Source organism: Kribbella antibiotica (assembly GCF_004349055.1).
GTDB classification, from domain to species: Bacteria; Actinomycetota; Actinomycetes; order Propionibacteriales; family Kribbellaceae; genus Kribbella; species Kribbella antibiotica.
On the sequence record NZ_SMKX01000077.1, the window covers coordinates 1 to 19,652 of the forward strand.

The following is a 19,652-nucleotide window of genomic DNA, read 5'->3' on the forward strand; positions in this document are numbered from 1 at the left end:
CTCCTACCACCACGCCGAACCCGCATCAGCCCCCGCGCAGTCAAACGCGCACAATCGAAATACCCCGCCAAACAAGCAAAACTCGACCGCACCACCTACAAAGCCACCATCACCATCAACCTCCCCGCCACCACCCCAAACCGCCTTAACTAACCGGCCTTGGGGTTGACCCACCAGATGGTGGCGTTGGCGGAGCTGGAGGATCAGGTGGCGAGTAGGGCTGGGAGGGTGTCGCCGGCGGGGCGGTTTAGGTGGCGGGCGGTTAGGCCGGCGGCTTGGGCGCCTTCGACGTCCAGGGCGTAGTTGTCGCCGATCATGAGGGTTTCGGTGGGGTCTACATCCAGGGCAGCGCAGGTTTGTAGGTAGGACTGGGGATCGGGCTTGCTGACGCCTAGGGACTCGGTGGTGCAGACAACGTCGACGAGCGGCGCTAGGCCGATGACTTCCAGTTTGGCGTTCTGTTGCACGGTGCTGCCGTTGGTGAGGATGCCGATGCGCCAACCGTTGCTTCGGGCAACTTCCAGGGCGGGGCGGGCGTCGGGGTAGGCACTCCAGCTCGCGCGGTAGAGGTCCAGGAAGCGGGCGAAGAGGTCGTCCTGCTCGGGCTCGGTCTGAGGGACCGGGTGACCAAGCAGGGGAAGGAAGTCGTGGAGGCGGGCTCGGCGTTGGCCTTGGTGGGTGAGTTCGCCGGACAGCCAGCGGCTGTAGTTGCGGTCTTCGATGGCGAACCATTCGGCCAGCAAGGCATCTGAGGGTGTGCCGCCCAGCGAAGGGATCCACGCCCGTACGGCGGCATCGGCAGAACCCGTGTGGTCGAAGAGGGTGTTGTCGAGGTCGAAGATGACCGCTTTCACGCGCGGGTGACCGAGTCGCGGTTGAGCTCGCGGTGGTTCGCATAGCCGGACAGCGCCAGCGTCAGATCCAGCTCGGCGAGGAACGAGCGGAGGACGTGTTCGACGCCCGCCTGGCCGGCCAGCGCGAGACCGTAGAGCAGCGGCCGGCCGAGCAGGACCGCCTTGGCTCCCAAGGCGAGCGCCTTGACCGCGTCCGCGCCCGTGCGTACGCCGGAGTCGAAGAGGACCGTCATCTGCTCACCGACCGCATCCGCAATGGCAGGAAGCGCATCCAGCGCAGCGACAGCCCCGTCGACCTGGCGACCGCCGTGGTTCGAGACGACAAGACCCTCAAAGCCATGCTCAGCGGCGAGCTTGGCGTCCTCAACCGCGGTGATGCCCTTCAGGACGATCGGGCCGTCCCAGTTGTCGCGAAGGAAACCCAGGTCGTCCCAGCTCAGCCCGATGTTCGGGAACATCTGGGCCCACAGCATGACCGCAGCACCCGGGTCCTCGGAGATCGGCTTGGCGAGCTTGGACTGGAACGCCGGGTCGCTGAAGTAGTTCGCCAGGCCCTCACCCTTCAGGAACGGCAGGAAGCCGCGGTCGAGATCGGCCGGCCGCCACCCGATGGTTCCGGTATCGAGCGTCACCACCAGTACGCCGTACCCGCTGGCCTTGGCGCGTTGCAGCAGGCTGAGGCAGACGTCGCGGTCGGTCGGGTAGTACAGCTGGTACCACTTGCTCTTCGCCTCGATCTGTTCAATGGCGTGGCTCGCCTGCGTCGAGTGCGTGTACGTCAGACCGAGCGTGTCTGCGGCTCGCGACGTGGCGAGCTCACCCTCCGGATGCGCCAGCGTCTGCACCCCGATCGGCGCAACCAGCACCGGCGCAGGCATCGCCGTACCGAGGATTGTGCAGCTCAGGTCGCGCTCAACGCTCCCCCGCAGCATCCGCGGCACCAACCGCCAGCGGTCGAACGCGGCCAGGTTCGCCCGCGCGGTCGCGCCGTTACCGGCGCTCGGGACGATGTAGCCCATCGCCTCCGCCGACAGCGAGCCGGCCGCCTGCGACTCCAGCCGAGCGAGGTCGGTGGTGATCTCCGGCGTCGTCCCTTGCAGCATCCCCTGCAGGTAGAGCTGCAGCTGAAAATCACCGAAGTTGGCCATGCCGGATGCTCCCACACCAGGACATCCGTCAGGAACCTCCCCGGCGGCCCCTCAGCCCTGGCCCGGCGCGCCACGGCCTAGACGTCGACCAGTGCGCCGAGACGGGCGATGTCGGCGCACTCCGGTGCGCAAATGTCCAGCACCTCGAGGCACGCGTCCGAGACCGGCGGAGCGCTCGCCAGCGCTTCGCGGATGAGCAGCCAGCTGCCCTCCCTGACCAGCTGCAGGCATCTCGCCCCGAACTCGTCCTCCCGGTACGACGCGGCCTGCGTGATCAGGAAGAGCAGATCGAGAATCCCGATCCGCGCCGAGCGCCCCCGTGGATCGAGTAGCGCGGCGAGCAGGACCCTGATCGTGGGTTCGGCGGCACTGTAGATGTCGTCCTGCGCGAAGACGTGGTTCTCCATCGTCTTCCAGCGCTTCTTGTAGTTGTCCGCATCGACGGTGATGAAGGCAGCGAGCTGGTCGCCGAAACCGTCGGCGGGACCGCCCAGCAGCTCGTAGGCCGACCAGTCGATCGACTGGATGACGGTATCGGCCAGCGTTGCGCTCATCGGGCCAACTTAACAATCGGTTGGGAGGTTTGTGGGAGCACAGCGCCGGTGTTTGGGAGACTCAGATGTGACTACTGCCGTGACTCCTGACCAGCGGACCGAGTCCCAGCACATCAGGCTGGCGTTGTTCGCGCTGGCGACCGGTGGGTTCGCGATCGGGACGACCGAGTTCGTGACGATGGGCCTGCTGCCGCAGATCGCGGAAGGCGTGAACATCTCGATCCCGACCGCCGGCCACGTGATCTCGGCGTACGCGATCGGTGTCGTTGTCGGCGCACCCGTCATTGCCGCCCTCGGCGCACGGATCGGGCGGAAGCGGATGCTGCTGGGCCTGATGGCGATGTTCGTGCTCGGCAACGTGTTGTCGGCGGTGGCCAACAGCTACGAGATGCTGATGGCGGCCCGGTTCCTGACTGGCTTGCCGCATGGAGCGTTCTTCGGCATCGGCGCAGTGGTCGGGACCTCGATGGTCGCGGTCAACAAGCGCGCCTGGGCGGTCTCGATGATCATGGTCGGGTTGCCGGTGGCAAACATCGTCGGCGTACCGGCGACAACGCTCCTCGGCCAGAAGCTCGGCTGGCAAACGCCGTTCCTGGCAGTCGGCGTACTCGGGCTGCTGACGCTCGTGGCCGTCTGGTTCTGGGTGAAACCGCAGCCGGTCGACAGCGCGACAAACATGCGCAGCGAGCTGAGCGCACTCGCCCGGCCGCAGGTCTGGATGGCGCTGCTGGTCGGGACGGTCGGGTTCGGCGGCATGTTCGCCACGTACACGTACATCGCCCCGACGATGACGGAACTGGCCGGTTTCTCCGCGGCCGCGGTCACGATCGTCCTGGCGACGTACGGGGTCGGCATGACCGTCGGCACCCTCGTCGGCGGCCGGCTGGCCGACCGCGCACTGATGCCCAGCCTGTACGGCGGCCTGATCGCGGTGACCGTGGTCCTCGCCGTGTTCGGGTGGATGGCGCAGACCAAGCCGACCGCCCTGATCGCGGTCTTCGCGATGGGCTGCTCGGCGAGCATCCTGATCCCAGCCCTGCAGACCCGCCTGATGGACGTGGCGCACGAGGGCCAGTCGCTGGCCGCCTCACTGAACCACTCGACACTGAACATCGCGAACGCACTCGGCGCCTGGCTTGGCGGCGTCGTACTGGCTGCTGGTTACGGCTACGAATGGCCGAGCCGCGTAGGCGCCGGCCTGGCCGTCGCGGGCCTGATCTTCGCGGTCATCTCCGGCCTGATGGATCGCAGCGCCAAGAAATCAGGGTCAGACCAGGCCATCGCCTGACCGGATCGCTGGGTATCACCTGGTTGGATCGGTGTATGGCAACAGTGACGTTGGGCGCCGCCGACCTGGTACGGCGTCGTGGGCTGCGGCAGATGCGATTGGTCGCACTGTCGCTGCTGGTGCTGGCTGCGGTCATCTACGTGATCACGCTGCACCGTGAGGGCGCTTGGGCGTACGTGAACGCGGCGTCCGAGGCGGCGATGGTTGGTGCGCTGGCGGACTGGTTCGCGGTCACCGCGCTGTTCCGGCATCCGCTGGGACTGCCGATTCCGCACACCGCGATCGTGCCGACCCGCAAGGACATGCTCGCCGAGAGCCTGGAGCAGTTCGTCACCGAGAACTTCCTCTCCCCGGAGGTCGTCGGGGAGAAGATGAAGTCGGCCGACGTGAGCCGCCGGGCCGGTGAGTGGCTGGCCGCCGGGAACCACGCCGAGCGGATCGTCGCCGAGGGCGCCCGGACGATCGGAGCCGCGCTGCCGAAGCTCGGGGACGACGACGTCACCGCGTTCGTCCGTGGGTCGCTGCTGCCGCGATTCGTGCAGGAGCCGCTGAGCCCGATCGCGGGGCACTTCCTCGAGTCGGTCGTCGACGACGGCGCGCATCACGCCTTGTTCGACCTGCTGATGGTCGAGGCGCATGACTGGCTGAGCGAGAACCGCGAACTGCTCGATGGCGTGGTCGGTCCGCGGGCACCGCGGTGGTCGCCGATGTGGGTCGACCGGATGGTGGTCGACCGGATTCACCGCGAGGCGGTCGCCTGGCTGGCCGACGTACGGGACAACCAGAACCACGCAGCGCGGCAGGCCGTCGACAAGCTGCTGCAGAAGCTCGCGGTCGACCTGCAGAACGACCCCGAGACGATGGAACGCTTCGAGGCCTTCAAGGCGCGGATGCTCACCCACCCCGACATGGGTTCCAGCCTCACCGCGGTCTGGGATTCGTTGCGCACGGCACTCATCGACTCGATCCAGGACCCGGCGAGCACACTCCGCGTCCGCGGCGTGCGAGTGATCCAGGATCTGGGTCAGCGGTTGCAGACCGACGACGTACTGCGGGCCAAGGTCGACGTCCGCGCCACCGAGGCCGTCAGCTACGTCATCCGCACCTACGGCAACGAGATCGTCTCGGTCATCTCCGACACGATCTCCCGCTGGGACGGCCGCGAGGCGTCCGCCCGGATTGAACTGCACGTCGGTCGCGACCTGCAGTTCATCCGGATCAACGGCACCGTCGTCGGCGCCCTGGTGGGGCTAGTGATTCACACGGTCAGCCAACTGCTCTAGATGCCGCAGTTGGGGGCGCTCCAGAAGTTGCTGGTGCGGATATCGATGTGGGCGTGGTCGTCGTGGGCCGGGTAGCCCGGGCCGAGGATGCCGCCGAAGCCGTGGTTGCGGGCCTGCTTGGCGATCGTGCAGAACGAGTGCACACCGGTCAGGTCGGCGGACCGGCCGTAGAGGTGCTCGCTGTTGCTCGCACCGCCGACGGATCGGTTGCACGGGATGCTGCGGAATCCGCTGGAGATGTTGAGCGGCTGGTCGCCGAGGGCGTGCCGCAGGGCTTCGAGCTGCCACATGGTCTGCAGGGCGTTCGCCTTGGTGGCCGCCTCACTCAGCGGACCGCCGTCGTACCCGGATCCACCGCAGCCGTCGTCGAGCTCGGCATACGTGAAGTGGATCGGGGTGCAGTCGTCGTCCTGCAGCGCGTAGAGCTTGCTGAACGTGGCCGCGCCGGCGACCCCGTCCGCAGTCAGCCCGTACGCCGATTGAAACCTCTGTACGGCGGCCTTCGTGGCCGGCCCGAAGACGCCGTCGGTGGACAGATGAGCGCCGTACCCGGGGTAACCGGCGACGCGGATCTGGAGCTGGGTCACGTCGGCGCCGGACGTGCCCTGGGCCAGTGAGCGGCCCCACGTGTAGCAGCCGTCGGCACGGGCCTCGGTAGCGGTGACGAACTGGGTGGTCACGGTCGCGGTCAGCATCGCCGCGAACAGCAGGAGCAGGGCGACCAGCCGTGGCAACGGCCGGCCTGTAAGTCGGGACATGAGCAGGGACATGACAACCTCCGGGGCGGTGAAGGGACTTGTCTGCCCGACAGCATGGCGGCAACATCTGGCGATTGCCTAGGGGCAACAAGAAACTTTGCGCCGAACAGGCAACCAAATCCCGGGGACACCTGGTCAGGCAAGATGTGACCATCCAGAACAGCGCGCTGACTGTGCGTGCCGGAGAAACGGGGCCGCCGGTGACATCAAGCGAGGGATTCGACGCCTTCGTCGCCGCCCGCTCCGGCCGATTGCTGCGTACGGCGTACCTGCTCACCCACGACCACGCGTTGGCCGAGGATCTGGTGCAGACCGCTCTCGCCAAGGCCTGGTTCGCCTGGTCCCGGATCGAGGGCGACAACCCCGAGCCGTACGTGCGCAAGATCATGGTGAACACCTACGCCTCCTGGTGGCGCCGCCGCTGGACGCACGAGATCCCCAGCGAAGAACTCCCCGAGAACTCCGCTGCCGGCCCCGAATACGAAGGCGACCTCTGGCAGGCGCTCCAACGGCTCCCCCGCCGCCAGCGCGCCGTCATCGTCCTGCGCTACTACGAGGACCTGACCGAAGCCGAGACCGCCCAGACCCTCGGCATCAGCGTCGGCACCGTCAAAAGCCAAGCCAGCAAGGCCGTAGCCAAACTCCGCCTGGACCCCGCCCTCCTCTCCGGCACCCCTGCCACCCAGGAGACCCCGCGATGAACCTCCAAAACCTCCGCAGCGAGCTGAACGCCCGCGCCGAAGAAGCCGCCACCCGTGAGCCCGACCTGCTCCCCGGTGTGCGCAACAAGATCCGCCGTACCAAGCAACGCCGTACGGCGGGAGCTCTGGCCTCGGTAGCGGCCGTGGCCGCCCTTGCCGTCGCGATCGTCCCTGGCGTGCTCAACACCACGACCCCAGACCCGGCCGATCCCGTTCCGTCGGACTACGTCAAGGACGGCCAGACGGTCCCCGGCACGGTCAACGGCGATAAGTTGCTCAAGGCATGGATCGGCGACAAGAACCAGAGCAAGTTCAGCTTCGCCTGGACCCCGACGACGAACAAGATCGCCATCTACGCCTCCTGTGACGCCCTTGGTTACGCGGCGCCCAAGGAGGTCCGCGTATGGATCGGCGACTGGTACGCCGGGAGCACGGGCTGCCGGGGTGGCAGCGTCCAGTCCGAGACGCTCCGGCTTGGTTCCTTCGACCCCGACGCGGCGCTCTGGCTGGATTCTCCTGTCGGGAAATCCGCGACAGTCTCCGCAGAGGTCGTCGGCTCCGACAGTGGAAAGGCTGAGACCGTGGACCAGCTCCAGCTCGGCATCTACGCCGCCTCGGACCAGCCGCTCTCCGCTGACGAAACCCCGAGGCGCATCCCGGCGGTCGGGCCGGACGACTTCCAGTCCAATGGGGTGGTCTACCGCAAGCATTTCGGCGGCGACACGCTACTCGGTGCCACCGTCGGCCGGTCAGGCCAGAAGAAGGTTCAGCTCAGCTTCACCTCGACCGGCGGTCCGTTGGTCCTGCACGAGTTCTGCACCGCGAACAAGAGCGCGGGCGGTACGGGGCTGCCGCCGTACGAGGTCACTACGTCACTCAACGGCGAATTGATCTCGAAGGCGACCTGCGGCGCCGCCTCGACCGATGGCCTCGTCGGCAACAGCCACGGCGTCGCGTCGTCGCCACCGGCCGGCCAGCGGGTCGATCTCGTGTCGGAGATCGTCGCCCTCCCCGGCAAGCAGGCGCCGCCGCTGCCGGCCGACGTCCGGCTCGGCACTGGCGTTTACCAGCAGGGCAAACAACGTCTGATCGACGGTACGGCGCTCGCCGAACACATCGAGATGGGCGGCTACGAGTACCGGCTCGCCGAGGTCCGGACGGCCAAGGGCCCAGCAGGCCGGGTCAGCATCAAGACGCCTGCCGACCAGCAGTTCGCCATCGCTTACGGCAGCTCGAAGCTCGGCATCCCCGGTCCTGCCGAAGCCATGCTGTACTTCCGGGACCGCACCACCGGGATCAGCACTTCGGTAGAGCAAGACGGCCTAGGCGACTCAAAGATGGTCTTCTCGGCCGGACCGGCAGGTCAGGCCGAGATGAAGGTGACCAAGGGCAAGCCCACCAAGGGCACCTTGCTGATCGCGATCTACCTGCCGATCTAGAGCAGCGCGCGGCCTGCGCGCCTGGTTGTTACAGCCAGGCGTGCAGGTCGGCGGCATCCTTCAGCAGCTGCTCCGGGTTGTTGTCCGGAACGAACTCCAGCAAGGCGTTGAGTTCGCGCGGATCCGCCTGCAGCTTCGCCAGGACCTGCCGCCACAGCGACTCACGAGTCGCCAACGGGCGGCGAGTCCCGTCGGGATCCCAGGAAAACACGTGGACGGTCGTCAGCCACGGCAACAACGCATCCAGTTGATCGAGGCACTCCTCATCCCCCATACCGACCGGCGGCTGCCAGTACGTCGTGAGGTTCGGCGCACCGACATCCATCAGCAGCGTGATCGTGGAGTCGACCTCGTCGGTCAACGTGTTCCGGTGGAACTCCAGCGCGATCTCGATCCCCGAACTCGCCGCGACGTCCGCCAGTTCGGCGAGACCGCGGGTGACCGCCATCCGATCGCCGACCCCGGCTTCCGCCGTACCGACTGTGCCGGCCCAGACACGGATGCGGGAGGCACCGAGGGCCTCGGCGGTGGCGACGGTGGCGCGCATCTGCTCGCGGTCGGCAGCGCCCGCCCGGAGGTAGGAGCCGTAGGCGACGGTTTGCAGGCCGTGCACCTCGGTCAGGTTCTTCACCCGCCGGGCGGCGACCAGGTCGCCGAGCGGGACGTGGATGTCGCCACCCCACTCGATTGCCTTCAGGTCGGCCCGCGCCGCGACCTCCACCACCTCGTCGGCCGGCAACTGACGGAACGTCACAGAGACCAGACCGGTCCTCACACCCACGGGTGCCTCCTCAGGTTCACACCTCTATCCAACCTCATCGTCTCAAGTCATGAGCAAAGTAGTTGGATGCCACTGTCGATCGGCTTAGAGTGCGGTACGTGCCGGATCAGCGCAAAGGATTCATCTACGGGTTCATCGCCTACCTGATGTGGGGCCTGTTCCCGATCTACTGGCGGCTCCTCGACCACTCCGGTGCGGTCGAACTCTTGGCGCACCGGATCGTCTGGTCACTGCTCACGATCGCGGCGCTGGTCGCCGTACTGCGGAAGTTCGGCGCGGTCAAAGAGCTGATCCGGCAACCGCGGAAGCGCTGGGCGTTGATGGGCGCCGCGCTGCTGATCTCGGTCAACTGGGGCACCTACATCTGGGGCGTCATCCACGGGCATGTGGTCGAGACGTCGCTCGGGTACTTCATCACGCCGCTGTTCGCGGTCTTCCTCGGCGTTGTGGTGCTGAAGGAACGACTGCGATCGATCCAGTGGATCGCGCTGGCGATCGCCTTCATCGCCGTACTGGGTCTGGCGATCGAGAACGGCCGCCCGCCGTGGATCGCGATCCTGCTGACGTTCTCGTGGGGTTTCTACGGGCTCATCAAGAAGAAGGCCAACGCCGGCGCGATCGAAGGCATGGCGGTCGAGTCCGCGACCGTCGTCCCGCTCGCGATCGCGGCCATCGTCGTACTGGGCGCGCAGGGCCAGTCGACCGTCACCCATCACGGGGCCGGTTACCTCATCCTGGTGCTGCTGACCGGGCCGCTCACCGCCGTACCGCTGCTGTTCTTCGGCGCAGCCGCGACCCGGATCTCACTGACGACCCTGGGACTACTGAACTACATTGCCCCGATCCTGCAGTTCATCTGCGGCGTCACGCTCTTCCACGAGCACATGTCGCCCATGCGCTGGGCCGGCTTCGGCCTGGTCTGGCTGGCGCTCGCGCTCTTCACCTTCGACAGCCTCAACAAGCGGCGCCGGACGATCGCGCTCGAGCGGGCCGCCTTGGCCACCTCCGTAGCGTGATCGTTCTACTGCGCTTCGCTACTGAGGGTTGCCTAAGCCGTCCGGCGTTCATCTGACCTTCACTCAAGGCCTGCTTGCGCTCCCTATCGTCCCGAGGGTGACCAAGTTTCTCCCGCTGATCAGTCAGCTAGGTACGCGCCATGGCTCCCGCTCGTTCCGCACCTGTGAACTCAAGTGCGCCAACCAGTGCGACCACGCCCAGCCGAACACGTCCGGCAACGAAGACATCCAGTCGGTCTTCCGGTCGGCCTTCACCCGCCGGAACATGCTGAAGGTGGGTGCCGCCGGAGCCGCGGCCGCAGGCGTCGCGACGCTGGCGACCAACCTCCCGGCGACCGCGGACCAGCAGGTGTTCGGCGGCTTCCCGAAGGGCAACGGCGATTTCCCCGGGTTCTCCGGCGGCCACGGCAAGCTGACGCATGCCGCCGTACCGCCGAACCGCAAGGACGCGATCGTCGTCCCGCGCGGCTACGAGCAGGGCGTGATCATCGCCTGGGGCGACCCGGTCGAGTACGGCGCTCCGAAGTTCGACGCACACAAGCAGTCGGCGGCATCGCAGGCAAAGCAGTTCGGCTACAACAACGACTACACGATGGTGCTGCCGCTGCGGAACGACCGGAAGTCGTTGCTGGTCTGCAATCACGAATACACCGACGAGTACCTGATGTTCCCGACCGGCAAGTACGACCTGGCCACGCAGGCCAAGATCGGCCTGGCCGCGCACGGCATGTCGGTGGTCCAGATCGAGCGCGTCGGCCACAGCGGCCAGTGGCGCCGGGACCGCAGCCTGTCGCGCTACAACCGCCGGATCACCGCCACCACGAAGTTCGAGGTGACCGGACCGGCGGCGAACGACGCCCGGGTCGGGAAGGTTGCCTACGGCACCTTCGGCAACTGCGCCGGCGGCGTCACGCCGTGGGGCACGGTGCTGTCCGGCGAGGAGAACTTCAACGGGTACTACGACGTCACCGGCAGCGTCCCCGCGGAGTACGTCACGTCGTACAAGCGGTACGGCGTCCCGACCACCGTCACGAAGTCCGCGCGGCAGTGGAGCGTCGTCGACCCGCGCTTCGACCTGACCAAGACCCCGACCGAGGTGTTCCGCTCCGGCTGGATCGTCGAGGTCGACCCATACGACCCGCGCTCGACTCCGCGCAAGCGGACCATGCTCGCCCGGCTCAAGCACGAGGGTGCGACCACCACGATCACCGCCGACGGGCGGATCGCGGTGTACCTCGGTGACGATGAGAAGGGCGAGTACATCTACAAGTTCGTCTCGGCCGGCAAGTACGACCCGGACAACCGCAAGAACAACTTCGGTCTGCTCGACGCCGGCACCCTGTACGTCGCCAAGTTCGTTGGCGACGGCAACAACGACAGCCTGTACGACGGCACCGGCCAGTGGATCCCGCTGACCAGCGACAGCACGTCGTACGTCGAGGGGATGTCGGTCGCCGACGTACTGATCGACACCCGCCTCGCCGCCGACAAGGTCAGCCCGACCCGGATGGACCGCCCGGAGGACATCGAGCGCAACCCGGTCAACGGCCGCGTCTACGCCGCGCTGACCAACAACGACAAGCGCGGTGGTGCCTTCGCGCTCGACGAGGCGAACCCGATCGGTACGTCGCACGTCCGCGCGAAGCTCGGCGACCCGCTGACCGAGAAGGCCGGTAACCGCAACGGGTACATCCTGGAGCTCACCGAGGAGGGCGACGACGCGGCCAAGACCGGCTTCTTCTGGACCCTGTTCCTGGTCTGCGGCGACCCGACCGCGCAGGAGACCTACTTCGGTGGCTTCGACAAGTCCAAGGTGAGCCCGATCTCCTGCCCGGACAACGTCGCCTTCGACGGCTCCGGCAACCTGTGGATCTCCACCGACGGCAACCAGCTCGGCTCGAACGACGGCATCTTCACCGTCCCGGTGGCCGGCCCGAACCGGGGCCAGGTCAAGCAGTTCCTCTCGGTGCCGTTCGGTTCCGAGGCCTGCGGCCCGCTCATCTCGGAGGACGACAAGACCGCGTTCGTCGCCGTCCAGCACCCGGGCGAGACCGACGACGCGACCTTCGAGAAGCCGACCTCCACCTGGCCGCACACCGACAAGTTCCCCCGTCCTGCGATCGCCTGCGTCTGGCGCCGCGACGGCGACCGCGTCGGCAGCTGACCACCTCAGGCGGCCCGGCACCTCGCGTGCCGGGCCGCTTGACTTCCGCTATTCAGGACATTTAGTATCCAGGTTATGAAGATGAACGAGGGCGTCGAGTGGGCGATGCACAGCTGCGTGAACCTCAGCTGGCTCCCCGGCCAGGCGGTCACCGCCAAGCACCTCGCCGCCTTCTACGACCTCCCCACCGCCTACCTCAACAAGCAGCTACAGGCGCTCTCCCGGGCCGGCATTCTTTCGTCGACCTCGGGCCCCAAGGGCGGCTTCCAACTCGCCCGGGATGCCCGGAAGATCAGCCTGCTCGACATCGTCGTGGCGATCGACGGAGCCGACGACGCCTTCCGGTGCACCGAGATTCTCAAGGCCGGTCCGGCAGCGAATCCGAAGACCGACTACGTGAAGACCTGCCACATCTCGCGTGCGATGCGCGCCGCCGAGCTCACCTATCGACGCGAGCTCGCCGGCCAAAGCATCGCCGACATCGCCGAGCAGGTGCTGACCGAATTCCCGGCCGCACCGCAGAACACCCGCACTCACCTGGCCAACCTCAAGTCCTGAGGTTTGCCTTAATTCTGGATATCAGACATCCACAATCAACGGAAAGAGTCCGCCATGACGTTCACCAAGCCTGTACTCGTCCGCGCCACCGACAGCGAGGTCCTGTCCGCCAGCGGCGTCACCCTGCTCGCCGACGTCACCGAGACCGGCGGCCAACTCACCAGCCACCGCTCAACCTTCAAGCCAGGCAAGGAAGGCGCTCCCCCGCACCAGCACCACGAAGCCTCCGAGCTCTTCTTCGTGCTGGCCGGCCAACTCCGCGTACTCCTGGACGACGAGCTGCTCATCCTCGAGCGCGGCGACTTCCTCGTCGTACCGCCGCAGGTCACGCACGCCTTCGAAGCAGCCGGCACCGAGGACGCCGAAGTCCTCTTCGTCCTCACCCACGCCAAGCCCCGCTTCGGCTACTACCGCCTCCTCGAAGGCGCCTACCAAGGCACCACCGACTGGGCCGAGGTCGCCAAGACCAGCGACCTCTACGACAACCACTACGCCGAAAGCCCCACCTGGCAGAACCGCTAGCCGTATAACCGCGGGCCGCCCCACGCAGGCGCAGCTCCTCGCAGTGATGACGACAGCATTGGGACCAAAGCATCAGTCTGAATCGAGCGGCGCCTCCAGTTTGGAGGTCCAATTCCTGCCGAGCAACCGGCCTCACCCCCAAAGGAATTCTAATGTCTGACCGACCAACCAGCGATTGCTAGATTCTTTCGACCAGGCCGACATTTCAGCCGCAATGCTTGCGTAGCCGAAGCGTCCCCTAGCACCTACCCCAGGACGGACCCATCGTCCGCCACATAGCGCCGCCCATGCTTCTCCCCTGCTTCACGCAACACAACAAGGAGATTTCTGCGCAGTAATTCCCCCGGACCATCAACGAGGGCCGGAATCAATCGGTCTTGCACAAGATTCTCATCCGCCACCGAGGCCAGGAGCGGAGTACGCACGGCGAAGCGGTATCCATGCAGAGATAAATTCCCAACCATCCAATCGACAGCCTCATCAGTAAAGTGGGAAAGATTCAACTCCGGCATCAATGCAAGTACATATTCGTCTAAAGCTGCCCGAAATTCACCACCAGCGTTAAAGAGCCCCACGGCCTCGCGCCTATTATCGGCATCCATCGAGTTACTCAGAAACTGGCCAAGCTGATATGCCAAGAATGATTCATCAGTGGCACATTCTCGAAGCCAATCGATCCACCAGGCCAAGTCCTCAAGATGAAAGGTGAGCGACGTTTCAGTGACGCCGGAATCCCGGAGGCCGGTCAGCAACGCCTCCGCCAAGGCTTCATCCCTGATGCGCAGAAGGCTGAGAAGCGTTGCCGATCTCTGACTCCAATCAAGATCGGCGTAACGCAAGATAAATAGCGGAACAGACGACCAATCGGCTCCGGCGCTCAGCAGGCCAGCGAGGTGATCGAATATCGCAGTTTCATCGCCGAGAATCCAGGCCTTATATGCTGCAAATAGGCCATCGCCAATCGGGCAGTCAACGAGATCCTGGCGATACTCCTCACTAAATGAGACCAAGCTACTCACGCACGGACCAGCCCAACGGTCACCTCCTCCACTCTGAAGCACATCAATAAGATGCGGGATGAGCTCCGGAAAGTGTGGAAGACGAACATCTCGCGAGTATTCGTATTCAAGTAGCATATGCAAATCGAAAATCGGATACCCGAGGCCATCCGCAATGCGGCCCGCCAAATATTCGAAGGACTGCTCATGCGGAATATCCCGCAGGCAGTTACAAATAACCGAGTCAACCATAACCGAATCGCTATGGTTTGCGATCTGCACGAGTTCCCCGACGGGCAAATCCTGGCAGATCTCCGACAGCGCACTGACTGTTCCAATCCATCGGTCAACCTCCACTCCCGCGAGAAGTCCGTCCCGATCCGCCGATTCGACCACAATTTCGGCAGCCACCTCAATAATTCTAAGTACCTGTTTTGGTGATACGAAAAATCGCAGGCTGGATGCCATCGCAGTCTGGAAATTGTACCCTCGCTCGGGATCAAGCAAGAGGTCGATCAGTCTCGGACGGCTCGCCTCGGAGATCCGCCAGAGAGGGCCCGCCCCATGCGCACCATTTGCTTCAGCATTCTCGACCAGGTCGAGAAGAGCCGGGATGTGCTGCTCATGAGGGTGAAGCCGATCCAATGCAGATGTCAGTTCGAATTCAAATGGCCGCTCCTCGCGCTTCCGCAGATAGATCAGCGCACGCTCAAGCCAGGCGCCGTCCTTTTGGTCTGCGTAGCTAAGAGCCCGAAGCGCCATGGCAGGGTCGGCCGTGAGAACCTCATCGAAGACAGCGTGACTGGTCACCGACGGCAAGAAGCCAAGCGTCAGAAGCAGTGTTTGATCCCAGTCTGGCCTCCGGAGACAACGGTGCACAATCGACGAGTCGGCCTGAATCAGCTTCGCCAAATGGCTCGCAGCGAGATACTCAGTGATCGAGTGATGGAAGAATGCCACCCGCCGACCAGCTGCCGGGATCAGAACACCATCGCTCAGAAGAGCGTTTAGTACATCCGAGCGGGGAAGGTCAACGGTAGACCGACGAAGCACAGCGTCTATCTGACCAAGACTCGCCGTTAATCCACCACCGTCAATGACGTCGAACGCCACGGAACCCAGCAGATCACCGAGGTCGATACGAGTCCCGAGTCGTTGTGAAATTCCAGTCTCGATCTCACCAATGAGTTGAGCATAGATATCATGGACACTCTGAGACTTCTCAAGTCTGATCTTTCGATCTGCCCACGCCCGAAAAAACAGCGGCCGCGCCAGGAGCTCTACTTGCTGATCGCCAACGCCAGCTGGATCATGACCTGCCGACTCCAATGCCTCGAGCACATAAGACATCGGGATAGCATCGAGTGCATACACCGGAAGGTTTAGGCCATGCAGCTCTCCGCTATGCCGGGTAGATATCACGACGCCGGAACCTTCAGCCCCGTCTAACAGTTCCCGTATCTGCCCCACAAGCGTTCCGTCGGCCGCGGCGCGCGCCGGCGCCTCATTGAATCCATCGAGAAACAGCAAGCAACTGTGGGTCTGAAGAAGAAAGTCAAGGTCGATACCTGACGGAAGGTCCGACTCGATCAGTTCTTTTAAGTTTCCGCGATATTCACGAAGCTCCACAAACAACGGAACCCGCACCCCAGAGTCCGTAACACCTGATGTTAGGCAGGCATCTTCTAGCTTCTCAGCCAAACCCCGTACGACTTGTTTCGAAACGAATGACTTACCCGCACCCGGCGATCCTTCGAGAAGGATGCCCTCTCGGAGCGTGGCCAGGTTTGAGATAGCGTCAGCACCGTCCGGCATAGGCCCCGGGATTTTTTCGACTTCGTGCCCGGTACGTTTTATCTCGAGGGGGATTGGCTCCTCCACGACCGGGATGACGCTCTTCAGGCGACGGGCATGTCGCGCTAGAGCGAGCGTGTGCGCACTACTATCAAAATCCACGCCATCCGAGGGAAGAGAGCTCTGGTCGCTTGAACTCCGGTCAACTCGTGACGCATAGGTATCGTATCCGTGTAGCAGTTCGAGCAATTCAGCGTGCTTTTCAGATCCGCGAGCGTTCTCATTCGTCGCATATGAAACTAGATGAATTCCATAGTTGCGCCGCCAATAGTCAGCCTCCGCAGGGAGTACATCCGGCATGATCGCGAAATGATCTGCTGGGTTTCCCCCAAAGGCCGAGTAGATCGAGTCTCGGATGAGAAGGAAGGCCGGGTCCTTCAATCCGAAACCAATGAATACAACTGGCCTGCTCAGCAGAAGCGTCCGCATCGCCTCGAAGACATGCCTTCGTTGCGAGTGAAACTCGCGGTAGTCTTCCCGCGTCAGGACGATGGAGTCGCAACTCCCGAGGTCACCGTGTGGCTTGAAGACGAAGCGCTCTGAACGCGCCTGAACGATCGATGCCACCTCTAGCTGCTGGAGGGGCGTGACCACTTCATAATACTCGCCGGGCCGGTACTCGCTGAGGCCTCTCTCCAGCAGGCGGTCATAATTTGTCGTCACGAAGCACCTGCTACCAAGACCCGCGATCGCACGATGCAGCTCAGACGGCACAGCCTCCGAATCCAGCAGGACACTGCGTAGGAAAACGCAACGATCCATCTCGGTCAGCCCATCAAAACCGTAACTGGCGGCCAATAGATAGTCGCCGCCTGCCAACTCCCGGCGGATTAGCTCCGATGAGTAACCATTACGATCAAGGTGTTCGGCCAGCCCTTCAAGCAAGCTCCCCCAGCTGGGCATACCCGACCAGATCGAAACTCCAGATCCTACAAATACGATGGTATCCGGTCGCGCCAGCACCGACCCAAGATGCTCCGGCCGCATCTACTTCCCCCAATGCCGAACCTCACCACGTCCTGTGACGAGCTTGCGACTTTAGCCCTTGATAGTTCCCACGTCCATCCGATCCCGCGCTGCTCTCAGGGCAGCTGGCTCGCCGTACACTATTGCCCCGTCTGGCCCAGCCGTCGTGTTAGACGGAGCGGGTGACGACCAGGTCGCAGAGGGAGTCGAGGGCCTGGCGGGCGGAGCAGTCCGGCAGGGACGACAGGAGTTTGCGGGCATCCGCGGCACGGCGCCGTACGTCGTCTTCTGCCTGGGCGAAGGCCGGGTGGGCCCGTAGCAGGTCCAGCGTCTCGGCGAGGCGGGCGTCGTCGGAGAGGTCCGAGTCGAGGAGCTCGAGCAGCCTTGCGTCGTCGGGGTTCGAGGGGTCGGCCTGGGCGCGGAAGATGAGGACCGGGAGGGTCGGGACGCCTTCGCGCAGGTCGGTGCCAGGGGTTTTGCCGGACTGGCCGGAGTCGCCGGCGATGTCGAGGATGTCGTCGGCGAGCTGGAAGGCGACGCCGATCTCTTCACCGAAGGCGCGCAGGGACTCTTGGATCTCTTCGGAGGCACCGGCGAAGCGGGCACCGAAGAGGGCCGAGGTGGCGATCAGCGAACCGGTCTTGTCGGCCACGACCGACAGGTAGTGCTTGAGCGGGTCCTGGCCTTCGGTGACGCCGAGGGTTTCGCGGATCTGACCCTCGACCAGGCGGCTGAAGGTCCGGGCCTGAATCCGTACGGCGTCCGGTCCCAGATCGGCGACCAGGTCGGAGGCGCGGGCGAAGAGCCAGTCGCCGGACAGGATCGCGACCGAGTTGTCCCAGCGAGCATTCGCGGTGGCCGAACCGCGGCGGAGCGCGGCCTCGTCCATCACGTCGTCGTGGTGCAGGGTCGCGACGTGCGTCAGCTCGACGACGACGGCCGCCTTGACGACGTCGTCGCGGACCAGCTCGACCTCGTCAGCGGCCGGCGCCGGGCCGAACTCCGCGGCGATCAGTACCAGCAGCGGCCGGAACCGCTTGCCGCCGGCAACCATGACGTGCTGGGCGGCGGCGGTGACGAACGGCGCCTCGGACTCGGTGGAGTCGCGGAGCGCCTGTTCGACCGATTCGAGCCCAGCCCGGACCCGGGCTTCGAGTGCCTCATCGGCGAACGCGAAGCCCAGGCTCTCGGCCGGCAGCGGGGTCGGACTCAACGGATGAACTCACCTGCGCGGGCCGCCAGGTCGAGCACCGGTCCGGGGACCAGTCCGAGAACCACAGTGGCGGCGAGACCGAGAGCAACAGCCGTCGTGGTCTGCCAGCCCGGCAGCGCCACGTCGGGCGCGTCGGCCGGCAGATCCGAGAAGAACATCAGCACGATCACGCGGACGTAGAAGAACGCGGCGACCAGGCTGGACAGGACAGCGACGACGACGAGAGGCCACGCCCCGCCCGACCAGGCTGCGCTGAAGACTGCCCACTTGCCGGTGAAGCCCGCGGTCAGCGGGATGCCGGCGAAGGAGAGCAGGAAGAACGCGAAGATCCCCGCCAGCAGCGGCGACTTCTTGCCCAGACCCGCCCAGCGGGACAGGTGCGTGGCCTCGCCACTCGCGTCGCGGACCAGCGTGATGACCGCGAAGGCACCGATCGTCGAGAAGCCGTACGAGACCAGGTAGAAGAGCACCGCCTGGGTCGAGGTGATGCCGTTGTGGACACCGCTCCCGGCCTGGGCCAGGCCGACGAACGCGGTCAGCAGGAAGCCTGCGTGCGCGATCGAGGAGTAGGCCAGCATCCGCTTCACGTCGGTCTGGGTGATCGCGACGATCGAACCGACCACCATGGTGAGGATCGCGACGACCCACATCATCGGCGCCCAGTCCCAGCGCGTTCCGCCGAGGGCGACGTAGAAGACCCGCATCAGCCCGATGAACGCGGCGATCTTGGTGCAGGCCGCCATGAACCCGGTGACCGGCGTCGGCGCACCCTGGTACACGTCCGGCGTCCAGTTGTGGAACGGTACGGCGCCGACCTTGAACAGCAGGCCGACCCCGACCAGACCGGTCCCGGCCAGCAGGATGGTCTCCCCGCCGGTGTTCTTGCCGAGAGTGTCGGCGATCCCGCCGAGCGACATCGTGCCGGCGTACCCGTAGAGCAGCGCGATCCCGAACAGCAGGAACGCGGAGGCGAAGGCGCCGAGCAGGAAGTACTTCATCGCGGCTTCCTGCGAGATGAGCCGGCGACGACGCGCCAGGCCACACAGCAGGTACAGCGGCAGCGAGAAGACCTCGAGCGCGACGAACAGCACCAGCAGGTCGTTGGCCGACGCGAACAGCATCATGCCGCCGACCGCGAACAGTGTCAGCGGGAAGATCTCGGTGTGCTCGATCCGGGCCGCCGTACCTTCACGCTCGGCCTCGGACCCCGGTACGGCGGCCGCTTGGCTCGCGAACGCGGAGAGCCCACCGTCGAGCGACCGCTCGGCGAACAGCAGCACGCTGATCAGGGTCAGGGCGAGCAGGATCATCCAGGTGAACAGCGCCGGGCCGTCCACCGCGATCGCGCCCTGGGCCGCGATCAGTTCCTTGTTGTCGTTGATCAGGAGCCCGGTCAGCACGCCGGCCGCAAGGATCGCGACCACAGTGATGGCGAGCTGCGCCACGTGCCGTAGGGCCCGCGGCAGGAATGCCTCGGCGATGACGCCGACACAGGCCGCGCCGAACACCACGAGCATCGGCATCAGCTCGGTGTATTCGATCTTCGGCGCGACGA

Annotated in this window: 16 protein-coding genes; 8 read left to right on the forward strand and 8 right to left on the reverse strand. The window is 65.1% G+C overall.

The window, feature by feature from the left end:
* Positions 1-203: 203 nt before the first annotated feature.
* From E1263_RS24140 to E1263_RS24150, 3 genes are all read right to left on the reverse strand, one after another.
* Positions 204-854 carry an HAD family hydrolase gene (locus E1263_RS24140; RefSeq protein WP_132171146.1) on the reverse strand — a complete coding sequence of 217 codons (651 nt, stop codon included), beginning with the start codon at positions 852-854 and terminating at the stop codon, positions 204-206.
* Complete coding sequence (locus E1263_RS24145) at positions 851-2,002, reverse strand: alpha-hydroxy-acid oxidizing protein (protein ID WP_132171148.1); 1,152 nt, start codon at positions 2,000-2,002, stop codon at positions 851-853. Before E1263_RS24145 ends, E1263_RS24140 begins: the two co-directional genes overlap by 4 nt.
* Positions 2,003-2,079: 77 nt before the next feature.
* Positions 2,080-2,556, reverse strand: coding sequence for a hypothetical protein (locus E1263_RS24150; protein WP_132171150.1), 477 nt, complete (start codon positions 2,554-2,556; stop codon positions 2,080-2,082).
* Positions 2,557-2,623: 67 nt separating this feature from the next.
* Here E1263_RS24150 and E1263_RS24155 point away from each other — a divergent pair, with 67 nt between their 5' ends.
* Both E1263_RS24155 and E1263_RS24160 read left to right on the forward strand, forming a co-directional pair.
* On the forward strand, positions 2,624-3,844 hold the full coding sequence (locus E1263_RS24155) for an MFS transporter (RefSeq protein ID WP_238161482.1): 1,221 nt from the start codon (positions 2,624-2,626) through the stop codon (positions 3,842-3,844).
* 35 nt (positions 3,845-3,879) lie between these two features.
* Positions 3,880-5,127, forward strand: a complete 1,248-nt coding sequence (locus E1263_RS24160; RefSeq protein ID WP_132171152.1) for a DUF445 domain-containing protein — start codon at positions 3,880-3,882, stop codon at positions 5,125-5,127.
* On the opposite strand, the gene E1263_RS44090 is transcribed toward E1263_RS24160, so the two are convergent.
* Positions 5,124-5,885 (reverse strand): D-Ala-D-Ala carboxypeptidase family metallohydrolase, encoded by a 762-nt coding sequence (locus E1263_RS44090; RefSeq protein WP_272949690.1) that lies wholly within the window; start codon positions 5,883-5,885, stop codon positions 5,124-5,126. The genes E1263_RS24160 and E1263_RS44090 overlap by 4 nt on opposite strands.
* Positions 5,886-6,085: 200 nt before the next feature.
* On the opposite strand from E1263_RS44090, the gene E1263_RS24170 reads away from it, so the two are divergent.
* Positions 6,086-6,586: a SigE family RNA polymerase sigma factor gene (locus E1263_RS24170; RefSeq protein WP_132171154.1), complete on the forward strand. Its 501-nt coding sequence runs from the start codon at positions 6,086-6,088 to the stop codon at positions 6,584-6,586.
* Positions 6,583-8,025 carry a hypothetical protein gene (locus E1263_RS24175; protein WP_132171156.1) on the forward strand — a complete coding sequence of 481 codons (1,443 nt, stop codon included), beginning with the start codon at positions 6,583-6,585 and terminating at the stop codon, positions 8,023-8,025. Before E1263_RS24170 ends, E1263_RS24175 begins: the two co-directional genes overlap by 4 nt.
* A 28-nt stretch (positions 8,026-8,053) precedes the next feature.
* On the opposite strand, the gene E1263_RS24180 is transcribed toward E1263_RS24175, so the two are convergent.
* On the reverse strand, positions 8,054-8,806 hold the full coding sequence (locus tag E1263_RS24180) for a sugar phosphate isomerase/epimerase family protein (protein WP_132171158.1): 753 nt from the start codon (positions 8,804-8,806) through the stop codon (positions 8,054-8,056).
* A 98-nt stretch (positions 8,807-8,904) separates the two neighbouring features.
* Here E1263_RS24180 and rarD point away from each other — a divergent pair, with 98 nt between their 5' ends.
* The 4 genes from rarD to E1263_RS24200 all read left to right on the forward strand — a co-directional run bounded on the left by rarD (position 8,905) and on the right by E1263_RS24200 (position 13,066).
* Entirely contained in the window at positions 8,905-9,822 is a 918-nt protein-coding gene (gene rarD, locus E1263_RS24185; protein ID WP_132171160.1) for an EamA family transporter RarD, read from the forward strand.
* A 97-nt stretch (positions 9,823-9,919) separates the two neighbouring features.
* The gene (locus E1263_RS24190; RefSeq protein ID WP_132171162.1) at positions 9,920-11,986 is read left to right on the forward strand and encodes a PhoX family protein; all 2,067 of its coding nucleotides are present in this window, start codon (positions 9,920-9,922) and stop codon (positions 11,984-11,986) included.
* Positions 11,987-12,061: 75 nt separating this feature from the next.
* A complete protein-coding gene (locus E1263_RS24195) occupies positions 12,062-12,544 on the forward strand; it encodes an RrF2 family transcriptional regulator (protein WP_202869030.1) in 483 nt (160 codons plus the stop codon).
* Between the two features lie 54 nt (positions 12,545-12,598).
* Positions 12,599-13,066 (forward strand): cupin domain-containing protein, encoded by a 468-nt coding sequence (locus E1263_RS24200; RefSeq protein ID WP_132171164.1) that lies wholly within the window; start codon positions 12,599-12,601, stop codon positions 13,064-13,066.
* A gap of 245 nt (positions 13,067-13,311) precedes the next feature.
* On the opposite strand, the gene E1263_RS24205 is transcribed toward E1263_RS24200, so the two are convergent.
* The 3 genes from E1263_RS24205 to nuoN all read right to left on the reverse strand — a co-directional run bounded on the left by E1263_RS24205 (position 13,312) and on the right by nuoN (position 19,620).
* A complete protein-coding gene (locus tag E1263_RS24205) occupies positions 13,312-16,905 on the reverse strand; it encodes an SIR2 family NAD-dependent protein deacylase (protein WP_132171166.1) in 3,594 nt (1,197 codons plus the stop codon).
* 148 nt (positions 16,906-17,053) lie between these two features.
* Entirely contained in the window at positions 17,054-18,097 is a 1,044-nt protein-coding gene (locus E1263_RS24210; RefSeq protein ID WP_132171168.1) for a polyprenyl synthetase family protein, read from the reverse strand.
* Entirely contained in the window at positions 18,094-19,620 is a 1,527-nt protein-coding gene (gene nuoN / locus E1263_RS24215; RefSeq protein ID WP_238161484.1) for an NADH-quinone oxidoreductase subunit NuoN, read from the reverse strand. Before nuoN ends, E1263_RS24210 begins: the two co-directional genes overlap by 4 nt.
* Positions 19,621-19,652 lie beyond the last annotated feature (32 nt).